Below are 20,162 nucleotides of genomic sequence, written 5' to 3' on the forward strand. Positions count from 1 at the left end.
CGCAGCAGTCGATCCTGCGCCTGTTCTGATCCCATCCGATGAAAGGGCAGCACCATGAGCATCTTCGGAGCGAGATCGAGCGCTCTCTCGGGACTGAACGCTCAGTCGAAGGCACTTGGCCACATTTCGGACAACATCGCCAATGCCTCGACCCTTGGTTACAAGCGGGTGGACACGGCGTTCCGCTCTCTGGTGCTGCAATCGGGACAACGCCACCATGCGGCAGGTGGCGTCGTCGCCCAGCCCGCCTTCATGAACGACGTTCAAGGCAACCTGACACGGGTGGCAAACAACACCAGCGCCGCCATCCAGGGGCAGGGCTTCTTCAGCGTTTCCAAGCTGGGCATACCGCCATCCTCAACCGGGGACCGGACCGGTGCCCCACAGACCGGCACACCGACCGACAACGCTGCCCTTTACACCCGTCTCGGTGACTTCCAACTCAATCGAACCCGGCATCTGGTCAACAGTGCCGGCTTCGCACTGAACGGCTGGCTGGTCGATCCGGTGACGGGCATGCTCCAGAAGGATCGGGTTGCGCCGATCCAGGTGAACAGCCTGATCGACAAGCCGGTGGCGACCAGCACCATCGACCTGTCCGCCAATCTGCCGGCGACGCCGAAGCCGGGTGAAAAGGTGCCCGACAGCAGCATCCAGATCTTCGACAGCCAGGGCAACCCGCGCACCGTCAACTTCAAGTGGCGGCAGCAGGCGGACAGCAGCTGGCGCATGGTGGTGAACACACCGGGCTCCAACACCAAGCCGGTCGACGGCACTTTCTCCGGCAACCCCGCAACCGTGTCGTTCGGCCAGAACATCGCCGGCCAGACGGCGGTGGCGCAGGTGAACGTCATCACCATCTCCGGCAACAACACCAATGGCCAGGACAACCTGCGCATCGGCGACGTCTATTCGGTGAAGGTCAACGGCACCAACTACAGCCTGAAGATCACCGCCGACAACATCGGGTCGATCCGCACCTACTCGGGTCTGGCCGGCGCGCTGGCCAACCAGATCAACTCCGCCTCTCCGGCGGCGTCGGTGCTCGCCACCTCGTCGGGCCAGACGATCCGCGTGACCGCCCGCAATGCCGGCACGCCGTTCAAGCTGAACACGGAGGTGACGTCCGGCACCAACACCACCAACACCATCGTACCCCAGACCTCGACGGCGGCGACCGCCAGCGCCGGCGAGATCGACAAGTTCCAGTTCCCGCAGACCCAGGTCGAGGTCGGCGATTCCTTCACCATCACCGTGAACGGCACCCCGATCAGCTACACGGTGACCGCCGCGACCTATCAGAGCTACTCGACGGTGAGCGACGTCGTCTCGCAGCTGGCCGGCAAGATCAACCGGGCGCTGGGGGCCACCGTCACCGCCTCGTCCGCCGGCAACATCCTGTCGATCCAATCCAACACGGCGAACACCACCGTCACCAGCTCCGCGACGGCAACCAACTCGTCCGCCGCGGTGAACACCATGAACTCGCTGCCGTCGGTCGCCAGCGTGGCCGGCGTGCGCCAGAGCCGCACGGTGACGCTGACCGGCACGCCGGGCGACATCGGCACGCAATACACGCTGAGCATCAACGGCACGGCGGTGACCTACAGCACCACCGGCGAAGAAATGACGATGGAGGACATCACCGCGGCGCTGGCGAACAGGATCAACTCCAACACCTCGCTGCCGGTGACCGCCAGTGCCCAGGGCGGCGTCATCACCGTCACCGCCAAGACCGCGGCCAGCCCGACCGTCACCAACGCGATGACCGGCACCGGCACGGTCACGCTGAACGGGTCCACCGTCGACATCGGCGACACCTACACCATCACCGTCGGCGCGACGACCTATCCGCTGACGATCACCGACGCCAACCACGGCCTGTACGACACGCCGGCCAAGGTCATGCGGTATTTCGCCTCCGTCGTTCCGGGTGCGACCGCGAGCGGCAACACGCTGACCGCGGCCGGTGCGAGCGGCGCCGTCACCAATGCACCCGCCGCCCAGTTCACCCTGGAGCAGAGCGCGGTCGCCGGCCAGACGCCGGCCCATATCGGCCTGACCTTCGGCAAGACCCCGGAGACGGTCGGCACGCTGACCAACATCTCCACCGCCCTGGTTGGCACCGGCACCGCGGTCAGCGCCGCCGCCCATTCCGCCGGTTCACCAGCGACCATCACCTTCACGGTCGACTACGGCTTCGGCCCGCAGCAGGTCACGCTGAATCTCGGGAAGTACCAGAAGCCGGGCGGCTTGACCCAATATGCCGGAAAGGAGATCAACGTCACCCAGCTGGTCCAGAACGGCGCGCCGCGCGGACAGTTCAAGGATGTGGTCTTCGGCGACAACGGCGCCGTCATGGTCAACTACGACAACGGACGCTCGAAGATGATTGCCAAGGTGCCGATCATCACCTTCAACAACTCCAACGCCCTGCAGCGCGAATCGGGCGGCGTCTTCGTCGAGAGCGAGGGGGCCGGCAAGCCGAACGTCAATGATCCGGAGACGAACGGTGCGGGGGCGATTGTGGCGAACAGCGTCGAGGCCTCCAACGTCGATATCGCCAGCGAGTTCACCAAGATGATCGTCACCCAGCGCGGTTACTCCTCCAACGCCAAAGTCCTGACGGCATCGGATGAGATGCTGCAGGAGGTGCTGGGGCTCAAGCGCTGAGGATTCGGTTCGCGCGCAGTCGGCCACCCTCACCGCCCGACCGACAAGCCGGCACGAAGGCTGACAGAACCCGGCGGATTGTCCGACCTGATCGACCGCGCAGGGCTGGTCAGCGCCGCCTGGAAGCGGGTTTTCTAGCTTAAACTTGACCGAGGTCAATGACGGCAGGCGATTGGCGGATTTGATGGGCGGCGGAATGACCGATAAGGAGGGACTCCGCCCATGCGCGAGCCCATTCGAGAGCCTAGGCGCGATTCCGCTGTCGCATCGACCGTGATCGACGACGACCGGGCCCGACGTTTCGAAGCCAGCCTCAGCCGTGCCGGGCTCGGGCTCGTCCCGCGGCTGGGGGAGAGGGTCAGCGATGCGCTGCTGGCCCGGCTCCTCCGCGTGCTGGCCGAACGCCACCCGCGTGCCTTCGACGCTCTGCGCGAGATGCAGGACGCCCGCGTGCTGATCGAGCCGGTGGATGCGCCGGTCGCGCTGGTGATGCGGGTCGGACCGGACCTGTCGCTGCATGCCCTGCCCCGCGGGGCGGAGGGTGCGGCCGGCGCCGATGCCGTGATCCGCGGCCCCTATGCCCGGCTTCTCGACCTGCTGGAGGGACGGATCGACGGCGACGCCCTGTTCTTCCGGCGCGAGCTGACCATCTCCGGCGACACCGCCCTGATCCTGGCCCTGCGCAACACGCTGGACGGGGAGGACGAGATGGATCTGATGGCCGACGCCGTCTCCATCGCCGGGCCGCTGGCCCGTGCCCTTCCGGTGCTGCGCCGGAATGCCGGCCCGGTGCTGGACCGCGTCGAAGCGGCGCGCCGGCTGCTGCCCCCGCCGCTGCGGCGTGGGATCGAGCGGATCGGCGCAAGGATCGAGGCACGCCTGACCGGAACGGTACCGGGCACAACTCCGGGGGCGGGGGCGTGAGGATTATGGACAATTTCGAACTGATCTGCCCGGCCGGCACCCCGGCCGCCCTGCGCGCCGCCGTCGATGCCGGGGCCGATGCCGTTTATCTCGGCTTCCGCGACGAGACCAATGCCCGCAACTTTCCGGGGCTGAACTTCACCCGGCAGGATGTGGCCGACGCGGTGGACTATGCCCACGCCCGCAAGGTGGAGGTCTATGTCGCCATCAACACCTATCCGCAGGCCGGCAATCTCGGCCCCTGGCAGAAGGCGGTGGACGATGCGGCGCGGCTGAAGGTCGATGCGGTCATCCTGGCCGATCCGGGCCTGCTGGCCTATGCCGCCAAGCGCCATCCCGACCTGCGCCTGCACCTGTCGGTCCAGGCCTCGGCCGCCAATGTAGAGGCGATCCGGCTGTATCGCGACGCCTTCGGCGTGCGCCGGGTCGTGCTGCCGCGCGTGCTGACGGTTCCGGAGATCGCCAAGCTGAACGCCGAGATCGACGTCGAGACCGAGGTGTTCGTCTTCGGCGGCCTCTGCCCGATGGCGGAGGGGCGCTGTTCGCTGTCCTCCTACGCCACCGGCCTGTCGCCGAACAAGCAGGGCGTCTGCTCCCCGGCCAGCCATGTCCGCTACGAACAGCGCGGCGGGGCGCTGGCCTCCACGCTGGGCGGCTTCACCATCAATGTCTTCGGAGAGGGCGAGCAGGCGGGCTATCCGACGCTGTGCAAGGGCCGCTTCGTCGCCGGCGGCGCGCCGGCCTATCTGTTCGAGGAGCCGACCAGCCTGAACGCCATGGATCTGCTGCCCGAGTTGAAGGCGGCCGGCGTCCATGCGCTGAAGATCGAGGGGCGGCAGCGCGGCAAGGCCTATATCGGCGCCGTCGTCCGCGCCTATCGCGAGGCGCTGGACAGCTTCGCCGCCGGCCGGCCGGTGCCGCACATCGACCTGCAGGCGATGGTCGAGGGCGGAACCCAGACCACCGGCGCCTACACCCGCGCATGGCGTTGAGCCCGTCGGGCGGCAAGGAGCATTACGGAATGACTGCGTCACTCACTTTGGGGCCGGTTCTGTTCAACTGGCCGGTCGACCGCTGGCGCGACTTCTACGCCCGCATCGCCGACGAGGCGCCGGTGGACACGGTGATCGTCGGCGAGATCGTCTGCTTCAAGCGGGCACCCTTCTTCGCCGAGGCGATGGGGGAGGTGATCGAACGCCTGACCGCCGCCGGCAAGACGGTGTGGCTCGCCAGCCCGATCCTGGTCGGCAGCGAGCGCGAACGGTCGGCGATGCGTGACCTCGTGTCCGCCGATGCCGGGATCGTCGAGGCGAACGACATGGGCGCGCTGGCCCTGCTGGCCGGGCGTCCGCACGCCGTCGGGCCGACGATCAACGTCTACAACGAGGCGACGCTGGCCTGGATGGCGGAGCGCGGCGCGGTGGCGGTGTCGCTGCCGGCCGAGCTGCCGGCTGTGACCGTGGCGGCGCTGGCGAAGGCCGGACGGGAGTTGGGCGTCGCGGTGGAGGTGCAGGCCTGGGGCCGGGCGCCGCTCGCCATCTCGGCCCGCTGCTATCACGCGCGTGCCCACGGGCTGCACAAGGACGGCTGCCAGTTCGTCTGCGGCAACGACCCGGACGGGCTGCCGGTGACGACGATGGACGGCCAGCCCTTCCTGACCGTCAACGGCACGCAAACGATGTCGCACGGCTGCCTGTGCCTGACGGCGGAGTTGCCTGCGTTGGTGGAGATGGGGGTTTCGCGCTTCCGCCTGTCGCCGCAGGCGATGGACATGGTGCGGGTGGCCGAGGCGTTCCGCGCGGTGCTCGACGGCAAGCGCGACGGGGCCGAGGTGGCGGCGGAACTGGGCGGGCTGATCGGGGCGCCGCTGGTGAACGGCTTCTACCACGACACCGCTGGGGCGTTGCGGGTGGCGTGAGGGTGAGGGGAGTGGGTGCGGCGGGTGCCCCCTCCCCATCCCTCCCCCGCTGCGCGGGGGAGGGATGGGGAGGGGGCCAGACTTAAACCATCACGCGATCGGCTTGCGCTCCTCTTCCCCGTCCTTCAGGCCGGACTTGAAGCTCTTGATGCCTTTGGCGAAGTCGCCCATCACCGACGGTAGCTTGCCGGCGCCGAACAGCAGCAGGACGACCAGCAGAACGACGGCCCAGTGGAAAAGGCTGAAACTACCCATGACGATGATCCGATCTCTCAGGCGGGCAGCCGCAGGATGCGGCCGTCGGGGTGGGTGAAGCGGGCGGTGACGCCGGGATGGGCTGCCAGGATGGCCGGCACCCGATCCTCCGGCGCCACCGAAAGCGCGGTCGACAGGGCATCGGCCGTCGTGGCGTCCGGTGCCTGTACCGTAACCGCCTGCCAATGGGCGGCGCAAGCGCCGCTCGCGGGGTCGAACAGGTGGGTGAAGCGGCCGGCGGCGTCGAAGCGGGTGCCGTAGCCGCCGGTGGTCGCCAGCGCCCCGTCGGCAAGCTCCAGCGTCCCGGCCATGCGGTCGGGGTCGGCGGGATCGGCCAGCCCGACGGTCCAGGGGCGGCCGGAGGGGTGATGGCCGAGCGCCCGCAACTCTCCCATATCGACCAGCACATGTTCCATGCCCTCGGCCTTCAGCCGCTCGGTCACCCGGTCGGTGATGTAGCCTTGGGCGATGCCGTTCAGCGTCACCGCCATTCCAGGACGGTCGAAGGCGATGCGGTCGGGCTCCACCCGCAGCGCCCGGACATCGACCAGCGCCCGCGCGGCACGGACGGCGCCTGCCGGCGGGCCTGCGGGGTTGGCGCCGGGTCGGGTGAAATGGCCGGCATAGAGCTGCCACAGCGGCTGCACCGTGGGGTCGAAGGCGCCGCCGGTGTTGCGGCCGAAGGCGGCCGCCTGGGCCAGAAGGCGGACGAGGTCGGTCGGCGGCGCTTCCAGCAGGCCGTCGCGGTTGAGGCGGCGCAGGGCGGAGTCGGCACGGTAGAGGCTGAACACGCGCTCCAGCCGGGCGACTTCCTCCAGGCTCAGCGCGATCAGGCGGTCGGCCTCTGCGGGGTCGGGATGGGCGATGGTCAGGCTGGCGTCCGCCCCCAGGGCCACGCCGCGCCAGACGCGGACGGGCACGCCTTCGGCACGCAGAAGCCGATGGGGCAGCAGCGACAGGCTGGCGGCGACGGCACCGATGGCGAGGACGCGGCGTCGGCTGAGGACGGCGGTCATCAGTGGCCTCCCTCGGCGACGGGTCCGGCCGGCGGGGTGAGGATCTGGTCCTCATGCACCTCGGCGAAGCGCTGCACCGTGCCGCCATTGGCGGCGGCGAAGGCGCGGGCGGCGGCTTCCTCGGCGAAGGGATAGGGCTCCGCATCGCCCATGCCGCCGCGGAGCCCGCTGCCCAGCACGTACCAGGCCTTGCGCGCTTCCACCCAGACGGTCAGGTCGGGGGCGGCGGGGTCCTTGGCCCTGCCGACGTCGGTGACGTAGATGGCGCTGATCTCCTTCGGCTCCTCCGGCAGCATGGTGAAGGCGAAGGTGTCGCGCACCGACGACAGCCAGATCGGCCGCTCTTGTCCCTTCACCAGGATCTGGCCCTTGGGACCGGGATGGTCGGCGAGATTCATGCCGCAGTAATGGCCGACGGCATCGGCGGTCAGGGCGGCGGGCGGCGGCGGGGCGAGGTCCGCCTTGTCCTGCTTGCAGGCCGACAGCGACAGCAGCAGGGCGGCGGCGAGAAGGATGGGGTTGGTACGCATCAGATCTGCTTCCTCGAAAAGAGGGCGGCGGCCAGCGCCAGCGGGGCGGCGATCCAGCCGGCCATCACCGCCAGCAGCAGCGGGACCGACAGCTGGACATGGGCGGCAAGGCCGGCGGTGCCGGCAAAGGTGCTGACGCCCTTGAAGCCGGTCAGGTTGAACAGGCGGTAGGCGTCGGCCGGGTTGGCGAGCAGCAGCCAGTTCAGCGCCTCCACCCCGATGCCCGCACCCCCGGCCAGCAGGCCGAGCAGCGCCATGTCGTAGAGCAGGACGAAGCCGAGCCAGATCGCCACCGCGATGCCGGCCGCCGTGCCGCGGTCGCGCACGATGGTGGAGGCGAGATAGCCGAGCGCCGTGAAGGCGGCGCCCAGCATCACGCTGGACCCGATCATCGCGGCGAAGGCGCGCCAGCTCTCGGTGCCGATTGCAGTGTTGCCCATCGCCATCGCCACCCCGGCGGCGCCGTAGCCGACGACGGTCGCCAGCGCGATCACCGCGGCATGGCCGAGGAACTTGCCGAGCAGCAACTGCCAGCGCGCCACCGGGTAGGACAGCAGCAGGGTCATGGTGCCGCGGTCGATCTCCCCCACCACCGCGTCGAAGGACAGCAGCAGGGCGATCAGGGGAAGGAGGAAGATGGTCAGGCTCGACAGGCTGACGATGGTGACCTCCACCGGGCCGACGCCGACCGTGCCGGTGGGGACGGATCCCAGGAAGCTGAGTGTCAGCGCGAGGGCGGCCATCAGTAGGGTGGTGGCGACGACCCAGCGGTTGCGGGTCGCCTCGCGCAATTCCTTGCCGGCGATGATCAGGAGCGTGTTCATTCGGCGGCCTCCCGGCGCAGGAAGTGGGCGTACATCTCGTCCAGGCTGGGCTGGACGATCTCGATGTCGGTGACGGCGATGGGGGCGGTGGGGCCGTCGCAGGCGATGCGGCGCATCAAGGCGACCTTGTCGTCGTTGGCGCAGGCCAGTTCCACCACCCCGCCGGCCAGACGGGTCAGCGCGGCGCCCTGCCCTACCCTTGCGGCCAGCGCGTCGATGTCGCCGGTCGGCAGGGTCAGGCGGATGCGCACCGGCAGTTGGGCGAGGCTGCGCAGGGTGGCGAGCGAGCCGTCGGCGACCTTGCGGCCCCGGTTCATCACCACGACGCGGTCGGCCTGCCCTTCCAGCTCGGTCAGGGCGTGGCTGCACAGCAGGACGGTGGTGCCCCGGTCGCGCAGCTCCGCCACGATGGCGTAGAAGCTCTGGCGCAGGGCGGGATCGAGGCCGGTGGTCGGTTCGTCGAGGAACAGCAGCTTCGGCCCGCCGAGCAGCGCCTGGGCGAGGGCCAGGCGCTGGCGCATGCCCTTGGAATAGGTGGAGACGCGGCGCTTGATCGCGGCGGGCTCCAGCCCGACCTTGTCGAACAGCGCGTCGTTGTCACGGCGCGGGGCGCCCTTCAGCCGGGCGTAGAAGTCCAGAGTCTCCCGCCCGGTCATAGTGGGGTGGAAGGCGACGTTTTCCGGCAGGAAGCCGATCCGGCGGCGGATGGGGGAGCAGCCGGCGCTGGCCGGGTCGCCACCCAGCACGCGGATGCTGCCCTCGGTGGGTGTCGTCAGGCCGAGCATCAGCTTGATGAGGGAGCTCTTGCCGGCGCCATTGTGCCCGACCATCGCCACGCATTCGCCGGGCGCCAGCGTCAGGTCCACGCCGCGCACCGCCTCGGTCTCGCCATAGCGTTTGGTGACGCCCTGCACCTCTGCGGTGAAGTCGGTCATGGCTGTTTCCTTTCGGCGGTCTGGCTTTGGGCGGTTTGAACGGAGGTGGGCATGGCGGGAGGCGCCATCAGCGGGGCGCTGTCGGTCACGCCGCCGGGGTGGAGTGCCGGAAACTGCTTCTGCGCCCAGCGGATCACCTGGACGCCGGGGCTGTTCATCAGCAGCTTGGCCGCCGGATAGGCCCACATCACCCGGTCGACCACGTCGTTGGGTCGATAGGGCTCGTCGGAGATGCCGTCGCCGTTCAGGTCGAAGGCAGCATTGTCGGACCAGTAGTTGCCGCGCCCCTTCTCCGACCAGTCGAGGAAGCGGGTGCCGACATACTTGACCTGGGTGCGGTTGCCGACGAAGGCGTTGCCGGTCATGCCGTTGCGCTCCGACCCGGCGGTGAAATGCACGCCGATCTCGCAGCCCTCGAAGCGGTTGCCGGCAAAGCGGTTCTTGTTGGCGTTGTAGATGAAGACGCATTTCCAGGTGCCGCTGCGCAGCCGGTCGCTCATCGCCTCGCTGTCGCGGGGGATGTCGTTGTCGGCCAGCGTCTCGCCGCTGTCGGACACCGCGCCGGCGAAGCGGCCGGCGACGCTGTTGTTTTCGAAGACCGCACTGTTGGCGGCGTTCAGCAGGAAGCCGTGCTCGCGGTCGGCGACGGAGCGGTTGCCGCGGATCACCAGATTGTTGGAGTACATGATGGCGTAGCCAACGCCGTTGCCGAGCGAGACATTGCCCGACACCTCGGAGTCGTTGGTGTACATGTAGTGGACGGCGAAGCGGACCCGTTCAAAGCGGTTCCCGGCGAACAGGTTCTTGCGCGAGGTGGTGGTGAAGATGCCGTCGCGGGCGTCGTGCACGCTGTTGTCCAGCACGCGGGTGCCCGGCGCGTTCCAGATCTGGATGCCGTTGCCGCGTTCCGACACGCGCAGGTCGGTGCGGCCGCCGACGTCGTTGCGGCGGACGAGGCTGTCGTCGGCGCCCCAGACATAGATGCCGATCAGCGTGTCGCGCAGCCTGTTGTCCTCGACCACCGCCCGCTTGGCGGTCTTGCCGAGGAAGATGCCGGAATGCTGGTCGAACAGGCTGGTGCCGCTGTTGCGCAGCTCCAGCCCGCGCAGCGTGACGTCGGGGGCAGTGACGGTGACGACACTGCCCTGCCCTTCCCCGTCCAGCACGGCGCCGGGCTCGCCTTCCAGGGTCAGCGGCTTGTCGACCTTCACCGGGCCGATGTGCCGGCCGGCGGTGAGCCGCAGCGTGTCGCCGGGGCTTGCCGCGGCGATGGCAGCGGTCAGATCGCCAGGCGCCACCGCGACGGTCGCAGCCAGCGCCGGGGTGCCGAGCAGGGCTATGCCAAGGAGGGGCGCCGTGCGGAGGAGCATGGGGAGGGTCCTGTCTGGGGCGGATCCCCTCTCCCCGGCGGGGAGAGGGGATCTTCCGGGGGGAGAGGGGCCAGACCCCGATCAGGTCGAACGCGGCTCGACCAGCATGCGGCCGCCCATCTCCATGTGCAGGGCGTGGCAGAACCACTGGCAATAGTACCAGTGCACGCCCGGACGGTCGGCGGTGAATGTCACCGACGCGGTCTGCTGTGGACTGATCTCCATGCAGACGCCGTGGTTGGTCATGGTGAAGCCGTGGGTCAGGTCGTCGACATCGTCCATGTTGGAGATGTAGACCGTCACCTCGTCTCCCTGTTTCACCGTGAACTCCTCGATGCCGAAGGCCGGGGCGCGGCTCCACATGTAGACGCGGACCTTGTTGCCGTCGCGGATCACCTTGGTGTCGTTGTCCAGGTCCACCCCGTCCTTCTTCGCCTGGATGCGGGCGTCTTCCCACATCTTGTCGTCGCGGGTGTAGATGCTCTTCGGGTTGACCTTGGAGCGGTGGACGATCAGCGTGTCGTGCGGCTCGGCGAAGGTGGGGCCGTCATGCACCAGCTTCATCTCGTCGCCGGAGATGTCGATCAGCTGGTCGTTCTCCGGCTTCATCGGACCGACGTTGAGGAAACGGTCCTTGGAGAACTTGTTCAGCACGATCAGCCACTTGCCGTCGGCCTCCTTGGTCTGGCCCATGGAGGTGTGCAGGTGGCCCGGCTGGTAGTGCACGTCCAGCTTCTGGATGATGGGATCGACCTTCTCGCCCTTGAAGGCGCGCTTGGCCTTGTCGATGTTCCACTTCACCACCTGGCTGTCGAGGAACAGGGTGGTGTAGGCGTTGCCGCGCCCGTCATAGGCGGTGTGGAGTGGGCCAAGGCCGACCTGCGGTTCGGCGACGATCACGTCGCGCGGCTTGATCTTGTCCTCGAACAGCTCGTCCAGCTTGCGCACGTCCATGACCGAGACGGTCGGCGACAGCTTGCCGTTCACGGTGACGTGGATGCCGTCGGGGGCGGTGTTGACGCCGTGCGGGCTGTTGGGGATCGGGATGTAGCGGGTATAGGCGCTGCCGTGGCGGCCGTCGACGATCGGCACGCCGTTGATGACCTCCACCTTGCCGGCCTTGACCGCCTCTTCGATGCGCTTGATGTTGAAGACGACCAGCCAATCCTGCTCGTTGGCCGTCATCTCGGCCGTCGTCACCCCTTCCTCGGAGTTGTAGCAGGTCGAGAAGACGTATTTGCCCTGATAGTCGGCGTCGGTGTTGTCCAGGTTGCCGTCGACCCACACCTGCCATGCGATCTTCATCGTGTCGCCGTCGATGGCGGTGAAGTGCGAGCGGTACTTCTTCGGTTCGTCCAGGATCTTGCCGTCGTTCGGCGTCGGCACGCGCTGTTCGCCGTTGCAGAAGACATAGCCGGTGCGCGGATACTTCTGCAGGCGCAGGCCGTGGATTGCCGAGGCGTTCGGCACCTCGATGATGACGTCCGGCTTCATGATGTCGCAGCGGATGCGCGTCACCCGGCTGTTCGCCTTGTCGTTGGCGAAGATGTAGCGCCCGTCATAGGTCCCGTCGGTGAAGGACATGTGCGGGTGGTGCAGATCGCCGTTGAAATATTCGCCGCCGCGCTTGGCGAGGAAGGTCTTGGTCTCCGCCGTCAGGTTGGAGGTCAGGATCTTGCGGCTCTCGTTGGTCAGGCCCCAGCCGGTGGCGGAGCAGCGGTTGAACACCGGGATGCGCATCAGTTCGCGCATCGACGGCAGGCCCATGATGCGGACCTCGCCGGAATGGCCGCCGGAATGGAAGACGTAATATTCGTCGAGATCGCCGGGCTTGACCTCGACGCTCTGGTGGCCGGCCTGCGGGGTCGCCGCCAGGGCAGCGGAGGCGCCGAACAGCGCGTTCCCGGCAATGCCGCCGGCGGCGGCACCGCCCACGGCACCGGTCAGGCCGGCGAGCGCCGCCGCCTTCGCCGTTCCGCCCAGAAGGGCACGGCGGTTGACGCCTGCCGTGTTGTTCGTCTCGTTCGACATGGTCTGCTCCTTCGCTGACCCCGCTTCGGGGCTGTCATAAGACCCGTTGCGACCGGGTCCGGTTATGGGGATGGGGAGGGGATGGCGGTCAGGATCCGTGCGGCCGCAGCGTCAGCCGGCCGGTGGCCGGGTCAGCGGTGGCGACAGTGGTTCGGGCGGCGGGCTGGGTGGCGGCTTCTTTTTCCGCGGCGGCTTTGGCCTCGGCAGCCTGCCACTTCTCGCGCTTCTGCCGCTTCTGGATCATGACCGGGCATTTGCGGTCGTGGTGGTAGAGCATCTGGCAGTGCAGGCACTGGATGCATTCGTTGGGGTTGATGGTGCCGTCGGGGTGGATGGCCTGCACCGGGCATTCGTTGCCGCAGCGCTGGCACGGGCTGCCGCATTCCTTGTAGCGGCGCAGCCAGTCGAACATCCGCAGCCGGCCGGGGATCGCCAGCGCCGCACCCAGCGGGCAGAGATAGCGGCAGAAGAAGCGCTCGATCACCAGACCGGCCGCCAGCAGCGCCACGGCGAAGGCCACGAACCACCAGTCGCGGATGAAGTGCAGGATGATGGCGGTCTTGAACGGCTCGATCTCCGCCGCCTTTTCCGCCGTTGCCAGCGATTGCAGCGAAAAGCCGAACAGCAACAGGAAGATGATGTACTTGATCGGCCACAGGCGCTGGTGCAGGGCGAAGGGCACGGCGATCTGGCGGATGCCGATCCTTTTGGCCGCCTTCGACGCCAGTTCCTGCAGTGCGCCGAACGGGCAGAGCCAGCCGCAGAAGGCACCCCGCCCCCAGAACAGCAGCGATGCCGCCACCGAGAACCACAGGATGAACACCAGCGGGTCCATCATGAAATAGTCCCAGCGGAAATCGGTGCGCAGCGCGTTGGCGAAGGTCAGGACATTGACCACCGACAGCTGGGCCGTCGCGTACCAGCCGAGCCAGACCAGGGTGAAGACCAGATAGGCCGTCCGCACCCGCTCATACAGCGCCGGCCGCTTCGTCAGCTGGTCCTGGAAGAAGAAGATGCCGGTCAGCAGCAGGATGGCGGCGGACAGGATCGCGATATCGAGCTGCCGGTTCTGCCAGATGCGTTGCCACAGCGGTGTTTCGGCTGCCTCTTCGGCTTCCGCCACGCCGGCGGCCTGGATGGCGGCGCTGTGGGTGGCGGATTGGGTCGCTGGCTGGCTGGCAACCGCAGCGGCCGGCTTTTCGGTCTTCAGGTATTTGTCGGGCGGCTGGTAGCCGAGGTCGAAGGTGACGAACACCTTGTCCAGCGCGGCAATGGCCCGCTGCACCAGAAGCTGCAGGCGCCAGGGCTCGGCCGGATTGAACTCGGTGCCTTCCGGCAGCACGAACAGGCCGATTTCCGGGAAGTCGGGGGCGCCGGCCGCGGCGGCGCTGCCCATGCGCTTGTGCATCTTGTCGCGGAAGCGGATGGAGCCCTCATGCTGCACCATCTCGACCCGGTCGAAGATGCCGCCGCGGACATAGCCCGAGCCCTTGAAGGAATAGCGCCCCTGCCCCGCCACCCAAACCGCCTGCTGGCCCGGCTTCAGCCGTTTGGTCAGCGCCTCGTATTCCGCATCGCCCAGCAGCGAGCGCCCGACGGTGGGGATGGTCACCAGCGCGGCGTAGAGGTCGATGAAGGTGTCGTCGGGGTTGCCGGGCTCGGCGCGGGCGATGGCTTCGGCCTTGCCGGTGCGCTCGAAGGCGGCGTTCACCTCCCCCACCGTCAGGGTCAGGCGGCGGACCGAGCCGTCGCCGATGAGGGTCTCCCAGTCCTCAACCGCGTCCTTCGACAGGTCGATGGACTTCGTAACAGCCGGCGCCTCCTCCGCTGTCGCCTTGCCGAGCGCGGTCATCACCTTCTTGCCCGAGCGGATGATCGAATCGCCGATCACCATCACCGTCACGGTGGCGCCCGACACGATGTCCACCGGCGGGCTGGCGGCGCTCTGGGTGGCGAGCGCCAGCACGTTCTTGCCGACATAGCCGTCGATAAAGCCGTTGATGCGGGCGGGCGGGATGCCGATCAGCACGATGGGCTCGTGATGCTCCATCAGCCGCGCGCCGGTCACCGTGCCGTCCGGCGTCATCCCGACCACCACGTCGATGGGCCGGCCCGAGTAACCGGTGGTGTTGACGAAGTCGGAGGTCAGATAGGCGTGGCCCAGCAGCGCTTCCCCCTTGTAGACCGGAACTGTGGGGGAACTGGCGGCCGGTGCGCCGAAGCGGTCGGCGCCGGGCACGAGGTCTGTGGGCTGGAGCTTCGCCAGATAGGGCAGCAGCCGGCCGCTGTCGGCGGCATGCGCCGCGGCGATCCCCGTCAGCAGCAGCAGGACGGCGACGAGGGCCGATCCTACCCGGCGTTGAAAATGCGTGAACCTCACGACGGCCATCTCCCGGCTTCCGATCCTGGCGGCGGTGTCAGCGGGGATGAAAGCGCGTGGCAGGCTGGAGCGTCTTGACCGCGGTCAAGAATGGCAGGTTGCCACCGCTGAGATGCATATATGAGCAGCAGGTTATGGTGATGCGGCCGGATCGTCGGCGGCACCGGGCCGGGAACCCGAAGGCGCGAGATCGCGATGTTCCTGCAGCTGGCAGCATGTTGCACGGATAGGCGCCTACGACCGGAGCGCCGTCTACACCACCATGCACGAGCGCCATCCCGAAGCGGCTGTGGTCGCGCCGCCTCGGGCGGACGCCGTGCTCAGCAACACCGCCTCGACCGCGCCCACGCAGCGCGACCACCACATCCGGGTGATCGCCGAGACCGGGCGCATGGCTTGGCAGCGGAGCAGCGGCTACAGTCAGAGGGCAAAGGTCGAGGGACAGATCGGACGCTGGAAGCAGGCCCTTGGTGACGGCCTGCGCTTCCACACCGATCAGGTCCAGACCACCGAGGTCGCCATCGGCGTGCTCGTCCTTAATCGCATGCTCGATCTCGGACGCCCGGAGTCCGTCCGCCTCACCTGAGCAATGGCAGGGTCAGGGCGAATCCTGACATCCGCCACCTCCGTGCAACACGCTGTTGCCGGTCGGAATCCGACCACCCGCCTGCGTCATGCGTGGTGGTCGGATTCCGACCAGTCCTATTCGGCGGCCGCCAGCACCGCGTCGATGGCCGCACGCATCTCCAGCAAGGCCTGACGGTCGGTCTCCGACAGCGGCTGCGGCTTCTCCTGCAATTCCCTCAGCACGTCACGCGCCTGGAACACCGGCTTCGCCGTACGCTTGGGCAGCGCGCTGGACGCCACGCCTGCCGGCGCACTCACCGATGGGCGCTTCGCCGCCGTTTCCGGCGAGGCTGAAACAGGATCGACGGCGGGGGAGGGTGGGGCGCCGGCATCCGACCGCTTCAGCTTCTCCCAGGCCCGCAACTGCTCGTCCTGGTCCTCGATTGCCGCCAATGCCTCCAGCTTCGACTTGGTCGGGCGCAAAGCGGTGTAGTCGGCGCGGATGGCCGGCGCCAGACGTTGGAAGGACAGCATCATGGTGACGTAGGTCTTCTTGCGGCCCAGCGCGTCGGCGAGCTGCCGGTGCGAATAGCCGTGCCGCTCGGCCAGACGGAACAGGGCGTCGGATTCCTCCAGCGGGTTCAGGTCGCTCCGCTGCAGGTTCTCGACGATGGCGATCTCCTCGTCGTCGTCGCCGGTGAACAGGATGCCGAAGATGGTTTCCCGCCCGAGCAGCCGCATCGCCCGCAGCCGCCGCTCGCCATAGACCAGCTGCCAGCGGTCGTCGGCGATCTGGCGCACGCCGACCGGTTGCTGCAGCCCATGGCGTTCGATGGAGGCGGCGAGGCCCTGCAACTCCTCCTCGTCGAACTCGCGCCGCGGCTGGTTCGGGTTGGGGGCGATGCGGTCCAGCGGCACTTCGACCAGATGGGGGGCGTGGCGGCTGAGGCCGAACAGCGCATCCTTCACACGGGCGGCGGCCGTGCTGTTGGCGCTCTGGGCGGATTTCTGCGCCTTGCCCAGCAGACTACGCGACACGGTCGACCTCCTTCATGCGGATGATGCGTTCCTCGACCAGGGCGGCGGCGACGTCACGGTAGACGGCGGCACCGGCGACATCGGGCATGGCCTCGACCGCGGCGCGGCCGACCGAGGTCGCCTGGGCATAGACCGAGGCCTTCGGCACGGGATCGAACACCCGCAGATGCGGGCCGTACTGCTCCTGGATCTGCTCCAGAACCTCGCGGTCGTTGCGTTCGCGCTGTTTGTAGATGGTCGGAACGATGCCCAGCACCGACAGGGCGGTGTTCATCCGGCGCCGGATCTTGGCGACATTCTCCAGCAGGAAACCCATGCCGAGCAGGCTGAATTTTTCCGTCTGGCACGGGATGATGGCGGTATGGGCGGCCACCATGGCGTTCTTCGTCAGTTCGCCGATGTTGGGCGGCGTGTCGATGATGATGAAGTCGAAGGTCCGCTTCGCCGCGGCGATCTTCTCCTTCATGATGAAGTCGCCGCCGGCTTCCTTGCCCAGCTCGACCTCGGTCTCGGCCAGCCGGATGGAGGAGGGGGCGACCCGCAGCCCGCTTTCCTCGACGGTGACCAGGATGTCGCGCAGTTCCAGGTCGCCATGCATGACGTAGTAGAGGGTCTTGGCATCGGCCTCCAGCGTGTAGGAGTCGATGCCGAGATGCTGTGTCGCGTTGGCCTGCGGATCGCAGTCGATCAACATCGTCGCATAGCCCTGGAGGGCGAGGGCGGAGGCGATGTTGACGGCGGACACCGTCTTGGCGCAGCCGCCCTTCTGGTTCGCCACGACGACGACCAGCGCCGGGCCGCCGAGCTTCTCGACCCCGGCGGCGTCGCGCCGGATCAGCGCGTCGAGCGCCGCCGGGATGCGCTCGGCGTCATTCTCCCAGCGGCTGACCTTCTGCTTGTCGTAACGGCGCTGCAGCCGTTCGTTCAGCCAGACGGCGAATTCGGACTGCGACAGCCCCTTCGCCTCGCGGTAGGTCCGCAACTCCTCGCCCTTCACCGTCACCTCCCCGACATGAGCCGGGCGGGAGGGTAGGGGTAGACGCTACGCCGGTCAAGAATGCCGTGGCAGAGGGCGTTCCGTCTACTGGGGAGCGTCTACTGCCGCAGCCACCTTCTTGCTGCGGCGCGGTGCGCGCGTGGAGGGAAGGGAGGCCAGCTTCTCCTTCCGGGCCGCGACCTCCGCCCGGATGGCGGGCAGGGCGGCGTCGGCGGCCGTCCGCTGCTTCGGCGTGCCGCTGAGGGCAAGCCGCTCGGCGTTGGAGGCCAGCGTGGTCAGGTCGGTGTCGGCCATGCCCGGGAGTCTGTCGATCAGGTCGATCATGCTGCAATCCTGCTTTGGGTGCGGGGAAGGGGACGATGGCCGCGATGGAGACCGGAGCGTCGGCCGCCGGCTTTCCTGCCGGGGGGCAGGGGCGGGGCCGTTGCTGTCCCATCCTGCGGTCCAGCACTGCGCCAGGCCGCTGTCTGGCGGGTGCGGGTTCGAGGAACAGGCGGTGCCGGCGGTGGCGGCCAGCCGCCCCGCCATGTGGGCGACACGCATCCACGGATCGGCGGAACCTGCTGGCGATGTCGGAACGGCTTTCTTATGGGGCATGCCCACTCCGGTCCCGGACCCGGGAGAAAAGTGCAGGGGACGAAAAGCAAAAGGGCGGCCGGAGGCCGCCCTTCTGGATCGCATCAGGATCGTGCCGTTCCGCTGCGCTCAGAGCGCACGCAGGTTCTCGGCCGAAACCTTGCCGCGGCGCGGATCGCGAACGGATTCGAACGACAGCTTCTGGCCTTCGTTCAGGTTGCCCATCCCCGCACGCTCGACGGCGGAGATATGAACGAAAACGTCATCGGAGCCGTCTTCCGGCTGGATGAAACCGAAACCCTTGGTCGAATTGAACCACTTAACAGTACCGTTGGCCATGGGGCAGTGTCCTTTCCCGGGTTGCCGAGCTCAACATGAGCCAAGCATCAAATTCACCTAAGGCAGGAAGTTCAGCCTTCTGAAAGCTGAAAAACACATAACCCAGAGCAACTTCGACCAGCCAAACCTGGGCGTTTGTCCGGACGATTGCAAGGAAAAATCCAGAAATGGTCAGCGTTTTTATTTTCTTAGACAGTATGATGGACCTTTGAGTTTCTGTTCTCCAATCGCTTTTTCTGGACATAAATCTTCTGCCGCAACGGGTTAGGGCCGGTCCTGTGCCCCTACCGGCAGGGCTGAGGAGATGCCTGTCGGAAGGTGGAAGTGCAAACCGTCATGCGCGGACATGGGGGCGGCCGAATGGCGGGGCAGAAGCTCCGCGTCAGCCACGCTGGCACCGCCGATGGGGTACGTTGACTTTGGCCGCCGCACTGGCGCAGCTTGCGGGCCTGACTTCAGCCAGGGTGGGACGCCATGCCGATCATCACGTCAGCCAGCACGAAGGGCGGGCCGGGAAAGACGACCCTGTCGCTCTGTCTCGCTGACCACTGGCGCCGGGCCGGCCGCAAAGTGGAGTTGCTGGACATCGATCCCAACCGCAACCTGACCCAGTGGATCAAGGCGGCCGGGGCTCCGATAACCTGCACCACGGTCGACGAGGACGACATCATCGAGGCGGCGACCGAGGCCGAACAGCGGGCGGACTGGGTCGTCATCGATGTCGCCGGTGTGCTGGCGCGCGGGCTGGTGCATTCCATCGGCGTCGCCAATGCGGTGCTCATCCCGTCGCGTCCCGACCTGAAGGATGCGCTGGAAGCCGCGCGCACCTATCAGCATGTGATCGCGGAGCAGAAGATGGCGCAGCGTCGCGATCCGCAGGCGCGCATTCCGGCTGCCGTGGTTCTGATGCAGGTGAACCGCCGCGCCCAGGCTGCCGGCTTCGCCCGCGAACAGCTCTCCGCCCTGAAGGTGCCGCTGCTGGCGGCGGAAATCCCGTTGCGTACCGCCTATCAGAACTATTCCTTTGCCGGCCTGCCGTTGGACGATGCCATGGTGCGCGGCGACTTCGCCGAACTGGCTGCAAGCGTGGAAGACCTGATCCATGGCTAGGAAGCTGACCCCGCGCATCGTCACCGCCGACGAGGTATCGGACATCCTCACCCCGTCGGAGGCTCCGGCACCGCGCCTGTCGCGCCGGCCGGCTCCGGCCAGACTTCGCACCCGTGCGAACTTCGCCGACGTGATCCTCAGCCTGTGGACAGAGGCGGAGGAGAATTTCCTGGCGATCGGCCGCTATCTCAACCATGCCAAGACCATGCTGGAGCATGGCGAGTTCATGGCGATGGTGGATCGCGACCTTCCCTTCCGTTACAGCACCGCCAACCGGCTGATGAAGGTCGCGGCCGCCATCGACGACGGCCTGCTGCCGACCGACAGCCTGCCGCCGAGCTACGCAACCGTCTATGAGATGGTCCTCCTGAACCCGGAGGAGCGGGAGCAGGCTGTCGCCCAGGGGCTGTTCCGCCCGGATGTCCGCCGCCAGGACATCGTCAACTTCAAGAAGCGGCTGCGCGCAGTTACGCTGCCCGACCTTGCCGCCGAGCGAGCCGAACTGGCCCGACTGGAAATCGAGCGTGTCCGGATCGATGCGCGGATTGCGGAGCTGCGCGAGAAGCTGCGGATTGCTTGATAGGCGGATAGTATAGGTTGGCAAAGTTGTTTCGCTTTTTGTCATCCTGCTGAAAAAAGTTCTTGCGCGGTTTGGGAGGGCTCGCCTATAAAGCGCCTC

Annotated in this window: 19 protein-coding genes; 7 read left to right on the forward strand and 12 right to left on the reverse strand. The window is 67.6% G+C overall.

From position 1 onward, the window contains the following. The first annotated feature begins 54 nt into the window (after nucleotides 1–54). The 4 genes from A6A40_RS17775 (at nucleotide 55) to ubiV (ending at nucleotide 5,515) form a co-directional block, all read left to right on the forward strand. On the forward strand, nucleotides 55–2,673 hold the full coding sequence (locus A6A40_RS17775) for a flagellar hook-basal body complex protein (RefSeq protein WP_108547220.1): 2,619 nt from the start codon (nucleotides 55–57) through the stop codon (nucleotides 2,671–2,673). Between the two features lie 273 nt (nucleotides 2,674–2,946). Beyond that, complete coding sequence (gene ubiT, locus A6A40_RS17780; protein ID WP_236783859.1) at nucleotides 2,947–3,597, forward strand: ubiquinone anaerobic biosynthesis accessory factor UbiT; 651 nt, start codon at nucleotides 2,947–2,949, stop codon at nucleotides 3,595–3,597. A 5-nt stretch (nucleotides 3,598–3,602) separates the two neighbouring features. Further along, on the forward strand, nucleotides 3,603–4,589 hold the full coding sequence (ubiU, locus tag A6A40_RS17785) for a ubiquinone anaerobic biosynthesis protein UbiU (protein WP_108547222.1): 987 nt from the start codon (nucleotides 3,603–3,605) through the stop codon (nucleotides 4,587–4,589). Between the two features lie 29 nt (nucleotides 4,590–4,618). Then, the gene (gene ubiV / locus A6A40_RS17790; RefSeq protein ID WP_108547282.1) at nucleotides 4,619–5,515 is read left to right on the forward strand and encodes a ubiquinone anaerobic biosynthesis protein UbiV; all 897 of its coding nucleotides are present in this window, start codon (nucleotides 4,619–4,621) and stop codon (nucleotides 5,513–5,515) included. Between the two features lie 90 nt (nucleotides 5,516–5,605). On the opposite strand, the gene A6A40_RS17795 is transcribed toward ubiV, so the two are convergent. The 8 genes from A6A40_RS17795 to A6A40_RS17830 all read right to left on the reverse strand — a co-directional run bounded on the left by A6A40_RS17795 (nucleotide 5,606) and on the right by A6A40_RS17830 (nucleotide 14,865). Beyond that, nucleotides 5,606–5,770 carry a twin-arginine translocase TatA/TatE family subunit gene (locus tag A6A40_RS17795; protein WP_108547223.1) on the reverse strand — a complete coding sequence of 55 codons (165 nt, stop codon included), beginning with the start codon at nucleotides 5,768–5,770 and terminating at the stop codon, nucleotides 5,606–5,608. A gap of 17 nt (nucleotides 5,771–5,787) precedes the next feature. After that, on the reverse strand, nucleotides 5,788–6,786 hold the full coding sequence (locus A6A40_RS17800) for an FAD:protein FMN transferase (RefSeq protein WP_108547224.1): 999 nt from the start codon (nucleotides 6,784–6,786) through the stop codon (nucleotides 5,788–5,790). Then, the gene (locus tag A6A40_RS17805) at nucleotides 6,786–7,316 is read right to left on the reverse strand and encodes a nitrous oxide reductase accessory protein NosL (protein WP_108547225.1); all 531 of its coding nucleotides are present in this window, start codon (nucleotides 7,314–7,316) and stop codon (nucleotides 6,786–6,788) included. Before A6A40_RS17805 ends, A6A40_RS17800 begins: the two co-directional genes overlap by 1 nt. Continuing rightward, a complete protein-coding gene (locus A6A40_RS17810; protein WP_108547226.1) occupies nucleotides 7,316–8,140 on the reverse strand; it encodes an ABC transporter permease in 825 nt (274 codons plus the stop codon). Before A6A40_RS17810 ends, A6A40_RS17805 begins: the two co-directional genes overlap by 1 nt. Continuing rightward, nucleotides 8,137–9,075 (reverse strand): ABC transporter ATP-binding protein, encoded by a 939-nt coding sequence (locus A6A40_RS17815; RefSeq protein ID WP_108547227.1) that lies wholly within the window; start codon nucleotides 9,073–9,075, stop codon nucleotides 8,137–8,139. Before A6A40_RS17815 ends, A6A40_RS17810 begins: the two co-directional genes overlap by 4 nt. Continuing rightward, nucleotides 9,072–10,445 carry a nitrous oxide reductase family maturation protein NosD gene (locus tag A6A40_RS17820; protein ID WP_108547228.1) on the reverse strand — a complete coding sequence of 458 codons (1,374 nt, stop codon included), beginning with the start codon at nucleotides 10,443–10,445 and terminating at the stop codon, nucleotides 9,072–9,074. Before A6A40_RS17820 ends, A6A40_RS17815 begins: the two co-directional genes overlap by 4 nt. A gap of 81 nt (nucleotides 10,446–10,526) precedes the next feature. After that, complete coding sequence (gene nosZ, locus A6A40_RS17825; protein ID WP_108547229.1) at nucleotides 10,527–12,476, reverse strand: TAT-dependent nitrous-oxide reductase; 1,950 nt, start codon at nucleotides 12,474–12,476, stop codon at nucleotides 10,527–10,529. Nucleotides 12,477–12,564: 88 nt separating this feature from the next. Continuing rightward, nucleotides 12,565–14,865, reverse strand: a complete 2,301-nt coding sequence (locus A6A40_RS17830; protein WP_108547230.1) for a NosR/NirI family protein — start codon at nucleotides 14,863–14,865, stop codon at nucleotides 12,565–12,567. Nucleotides 14,866–15,172: 307 nt separating this feature from the next. On the opposite strand from A6A40_RS17830, the gene A6A40_RS17835 reads away from it, so the two are divergent. After that, a complete protein-coding gene (locus A6A40_RS17835) occupies nucleotides 15,173–15,442 on the forward strand; it encodes a hypothetical protein (protein ID WP_211112040.1) in 270 nt (89 codons plus the stop codon). Between the two features lie 116 nt (nucleotides 15,443–15,558). On the opposite strand, the gene A6A40_RS17840 is transcribed toward A6A40_RS17835, so the two are convergent. The 4 genes from A6A40_RS17840 to A6A40_RS17855 form a co-directional block, all read right to left on the reverse strand. Further along, complete coding sequence (locus A6A40_RS17840; protein WP_108547231.1) at nucleotides 15,559–16,461, reverse strand: ParB/RepB/Spo0J family partition protein; 903 nt, start codon at nucleotides 16,459–16,461, stop codon at nucleotides 15,559–15,561. Continuing rightward, nucleotides 16,451–17,458, reverse strand: a complete 1,008-nt coding sequence (locus A6A40_RS17845; protein ID WP_014189263.1) for an AAA family ATPase — start codon at nucleotides 17,456–17,458, stop codon at nucleotides 16,451–16,453. Before A6A40_RS17845 ends, A6A40_RS17840 begins: the two co-directional genes overlap by 11 nt. Before the next feature lie 84 nt (nucleotides 17,459–17,542). Further along, on the reverse strand, nucleotides 17,543–17,752 hold the full coding sequence (locus A6A40_RS17850) for a hypothetical protein (RefSeq protein ID WP_236783860.1): 210 nt from the start codon (nucleotides 17,750–17,752) through the stop codon (nucleotides 17,543–17,545). Between the two features lie 411 nt (nucleotides 17,753–18,163). Next, nucleotides 18,164–18,373 carry a cold-shock protein gene (locus tag A6A40_RS17855; protein ID WP_014189265.1) on the reverse strand — a complete coding sequence of 70 codons (210 nt, stop codon included), beginning with the start codon at nucleotides 18,371–18,373 and terminating at the stop codon, nucleotides 18,164–18,166. Nucleotides 18,374–18,847: 474 nt separating this feature from the next. On the opposite strand from A6A40_RS17855, the gene A6A40_RS17860 reads away from it, so the two are divergent. Both A6A40_RS17860 and A6A40_RS17865 read left to right on the forward strand, forming a co-directional pair. Next, nucleotides 18,848–19,483, forward strand: a complete 636-nt coding sequence (locus A6A40_RS17860; RefSeq protein WP_108547233.1) for a ParA family protein — start codon at nucleotides 18,848–18,850, stop codon at nucleotides 19,481–19,483. Beyond that, nucleotides 19,476–20,063 carry a DUF3102 domain-containing protein gene (locus A6A40_RS17865; RefSeq protein ID WP_108547234.1) on the forward strand — a complete coding sequence of 196 codons (588 nt, stop codon included), beginning with the start codon at nucleotides 19,476–19,478 and terminating at the stop codon, nucleotides 20,061–20,063. Before A6A40_RS17860 ends, A6A40_RS17865 begins: the two co-directional genes overlap by 8 nt. The last annotated feature ends 99 nt before the right edge of the window (nucleotides 20,064–20,162 follow it).

Origin of the sequence: Azospirillum humicireducens (genome assembly GCF_001639105.2) — a bacterium.
In the GTDB taxonomy this organism is placed as follows: Bacteria; Pseudomonadota; Alphaproteobacteria; order Azospirillales; family Azospirillaceae; genus Azospirillum; species Azospirillum humicireducens.

What these genes read in the sequence shown, in the direction of transcription:
- A6A40_RS17775 (WP_108547220.1), top strand. Translation starts at nt 55, where the DNA reads ATGAGCATCTTCGGAGCGAGATCGAGCGCTCTCTCGGGACTGAACGCT.
- A6A40_RS17805 (WP_108547225.1), bottom strand. Translation starts at nt 7,316, where the DNA reads ATGCGTACCAACCCCATCCTTCTCGCCGCCGCCCTGCTGCTGTCGCTG.
- A6A40_RS17795 (WP_108547223.1), bottom strand. Translation starts at nt 5,770, where the DNA reads ATGGGTAGTTTCAGCCTTTTCCACTGGGCCGTCGTTCTGCTGGTCGTC.
- A6A40_RS17855 (WP_014189265.1), bottom strand. Translation starts at nt 18,373, where the DNA reads ATGGCCAACGGTACTGTTAAGTGGTTCAATTCGACCAAGGGTTTCGGT.
- A6A40_RS17800 (WP_108547224.1), bottom strand. Translation starts at nt 6,786, where the DNA reads ATGACCGCCGTCCTCAGCCGACGCCGCGTCCTCGCCATCGGTGCCGTC.
- nosZ (WP_108547229.1), bottom strand. Translation starts at nt 12,476, where the DNA reads ATGTCGAACGAGACGAACAACACGGCAGGCGTCAACCGCCGTGCCCTT.
- A6A40_RS17865 (WP_108547234.1), top strand. Translation starts at nt 19,476, where the DNA reads ATGGCTAGGAAGCTGACCCCGCGCATCGTCACCGCCGACGAGGTATCG.
- A6A40_RS17850 (WP_236783860.1), bottom strand. Translation starts at nt 17,752, where the DNA reads ATGGCCGACACCGACCTGACCACGCTGGCCTCCAACGCCGAGCGGCTT.
- ubiU (WP_108547222.1), top strand. Translation starts at nt 3,603, where the DNA reads ATGGACAATTTCGAACTGATCTGCCCGGCCGGCACCCCGGCCGCCCTG.
- A6A40_RS17820 (WP_108547228.1), bottom strand. Translation starts at nt 10,445, where the DNA reads ATGCTCCTCCGCACGGCGCCCCTCCTTGGCATAGCCCTGCTCGGCACC.
- A6A40_RS17830 (WP_108547230.1), bottom strand. Translation starts at nt 14,865, where the DNA reads ATGGCCGTCGTGAGGTTCACGCATTTTCAACGCCGGGTAGGATCGGCC.
- ubiV (WP_108547282.1), top strand. Translation starts at nt 4,619, where the DNA reads ATGACTGCGTCACTCACTTTGGGGCCGGTTCTGTTCAACTGGCCGGTC.
- A6A40_RS17810 (WP_108547226.1), bottom strand. Translation starts at nt 8,140, where the DNA reads ATGAACACGCTCCTGATCATCGCCGGCAAGGAATTGCGCGAGGCGACC.
- A6A40_RS17860 (WP_108547233.1), top strand. Translation starts at nt 18,848, where the DNA reads ATGCCGATCATCACGTCAGCCAGCACGAAGGGCGGGCCGGGAAAGACG.
- A6A40_RS17815 (WP_108547227.1), bottom strand. Translation starts at nt 9,075, where the DNA reads ATGACCGACTTCACCGCAGAGGTGCAGGGCGTCACCAAACGCTATGGC.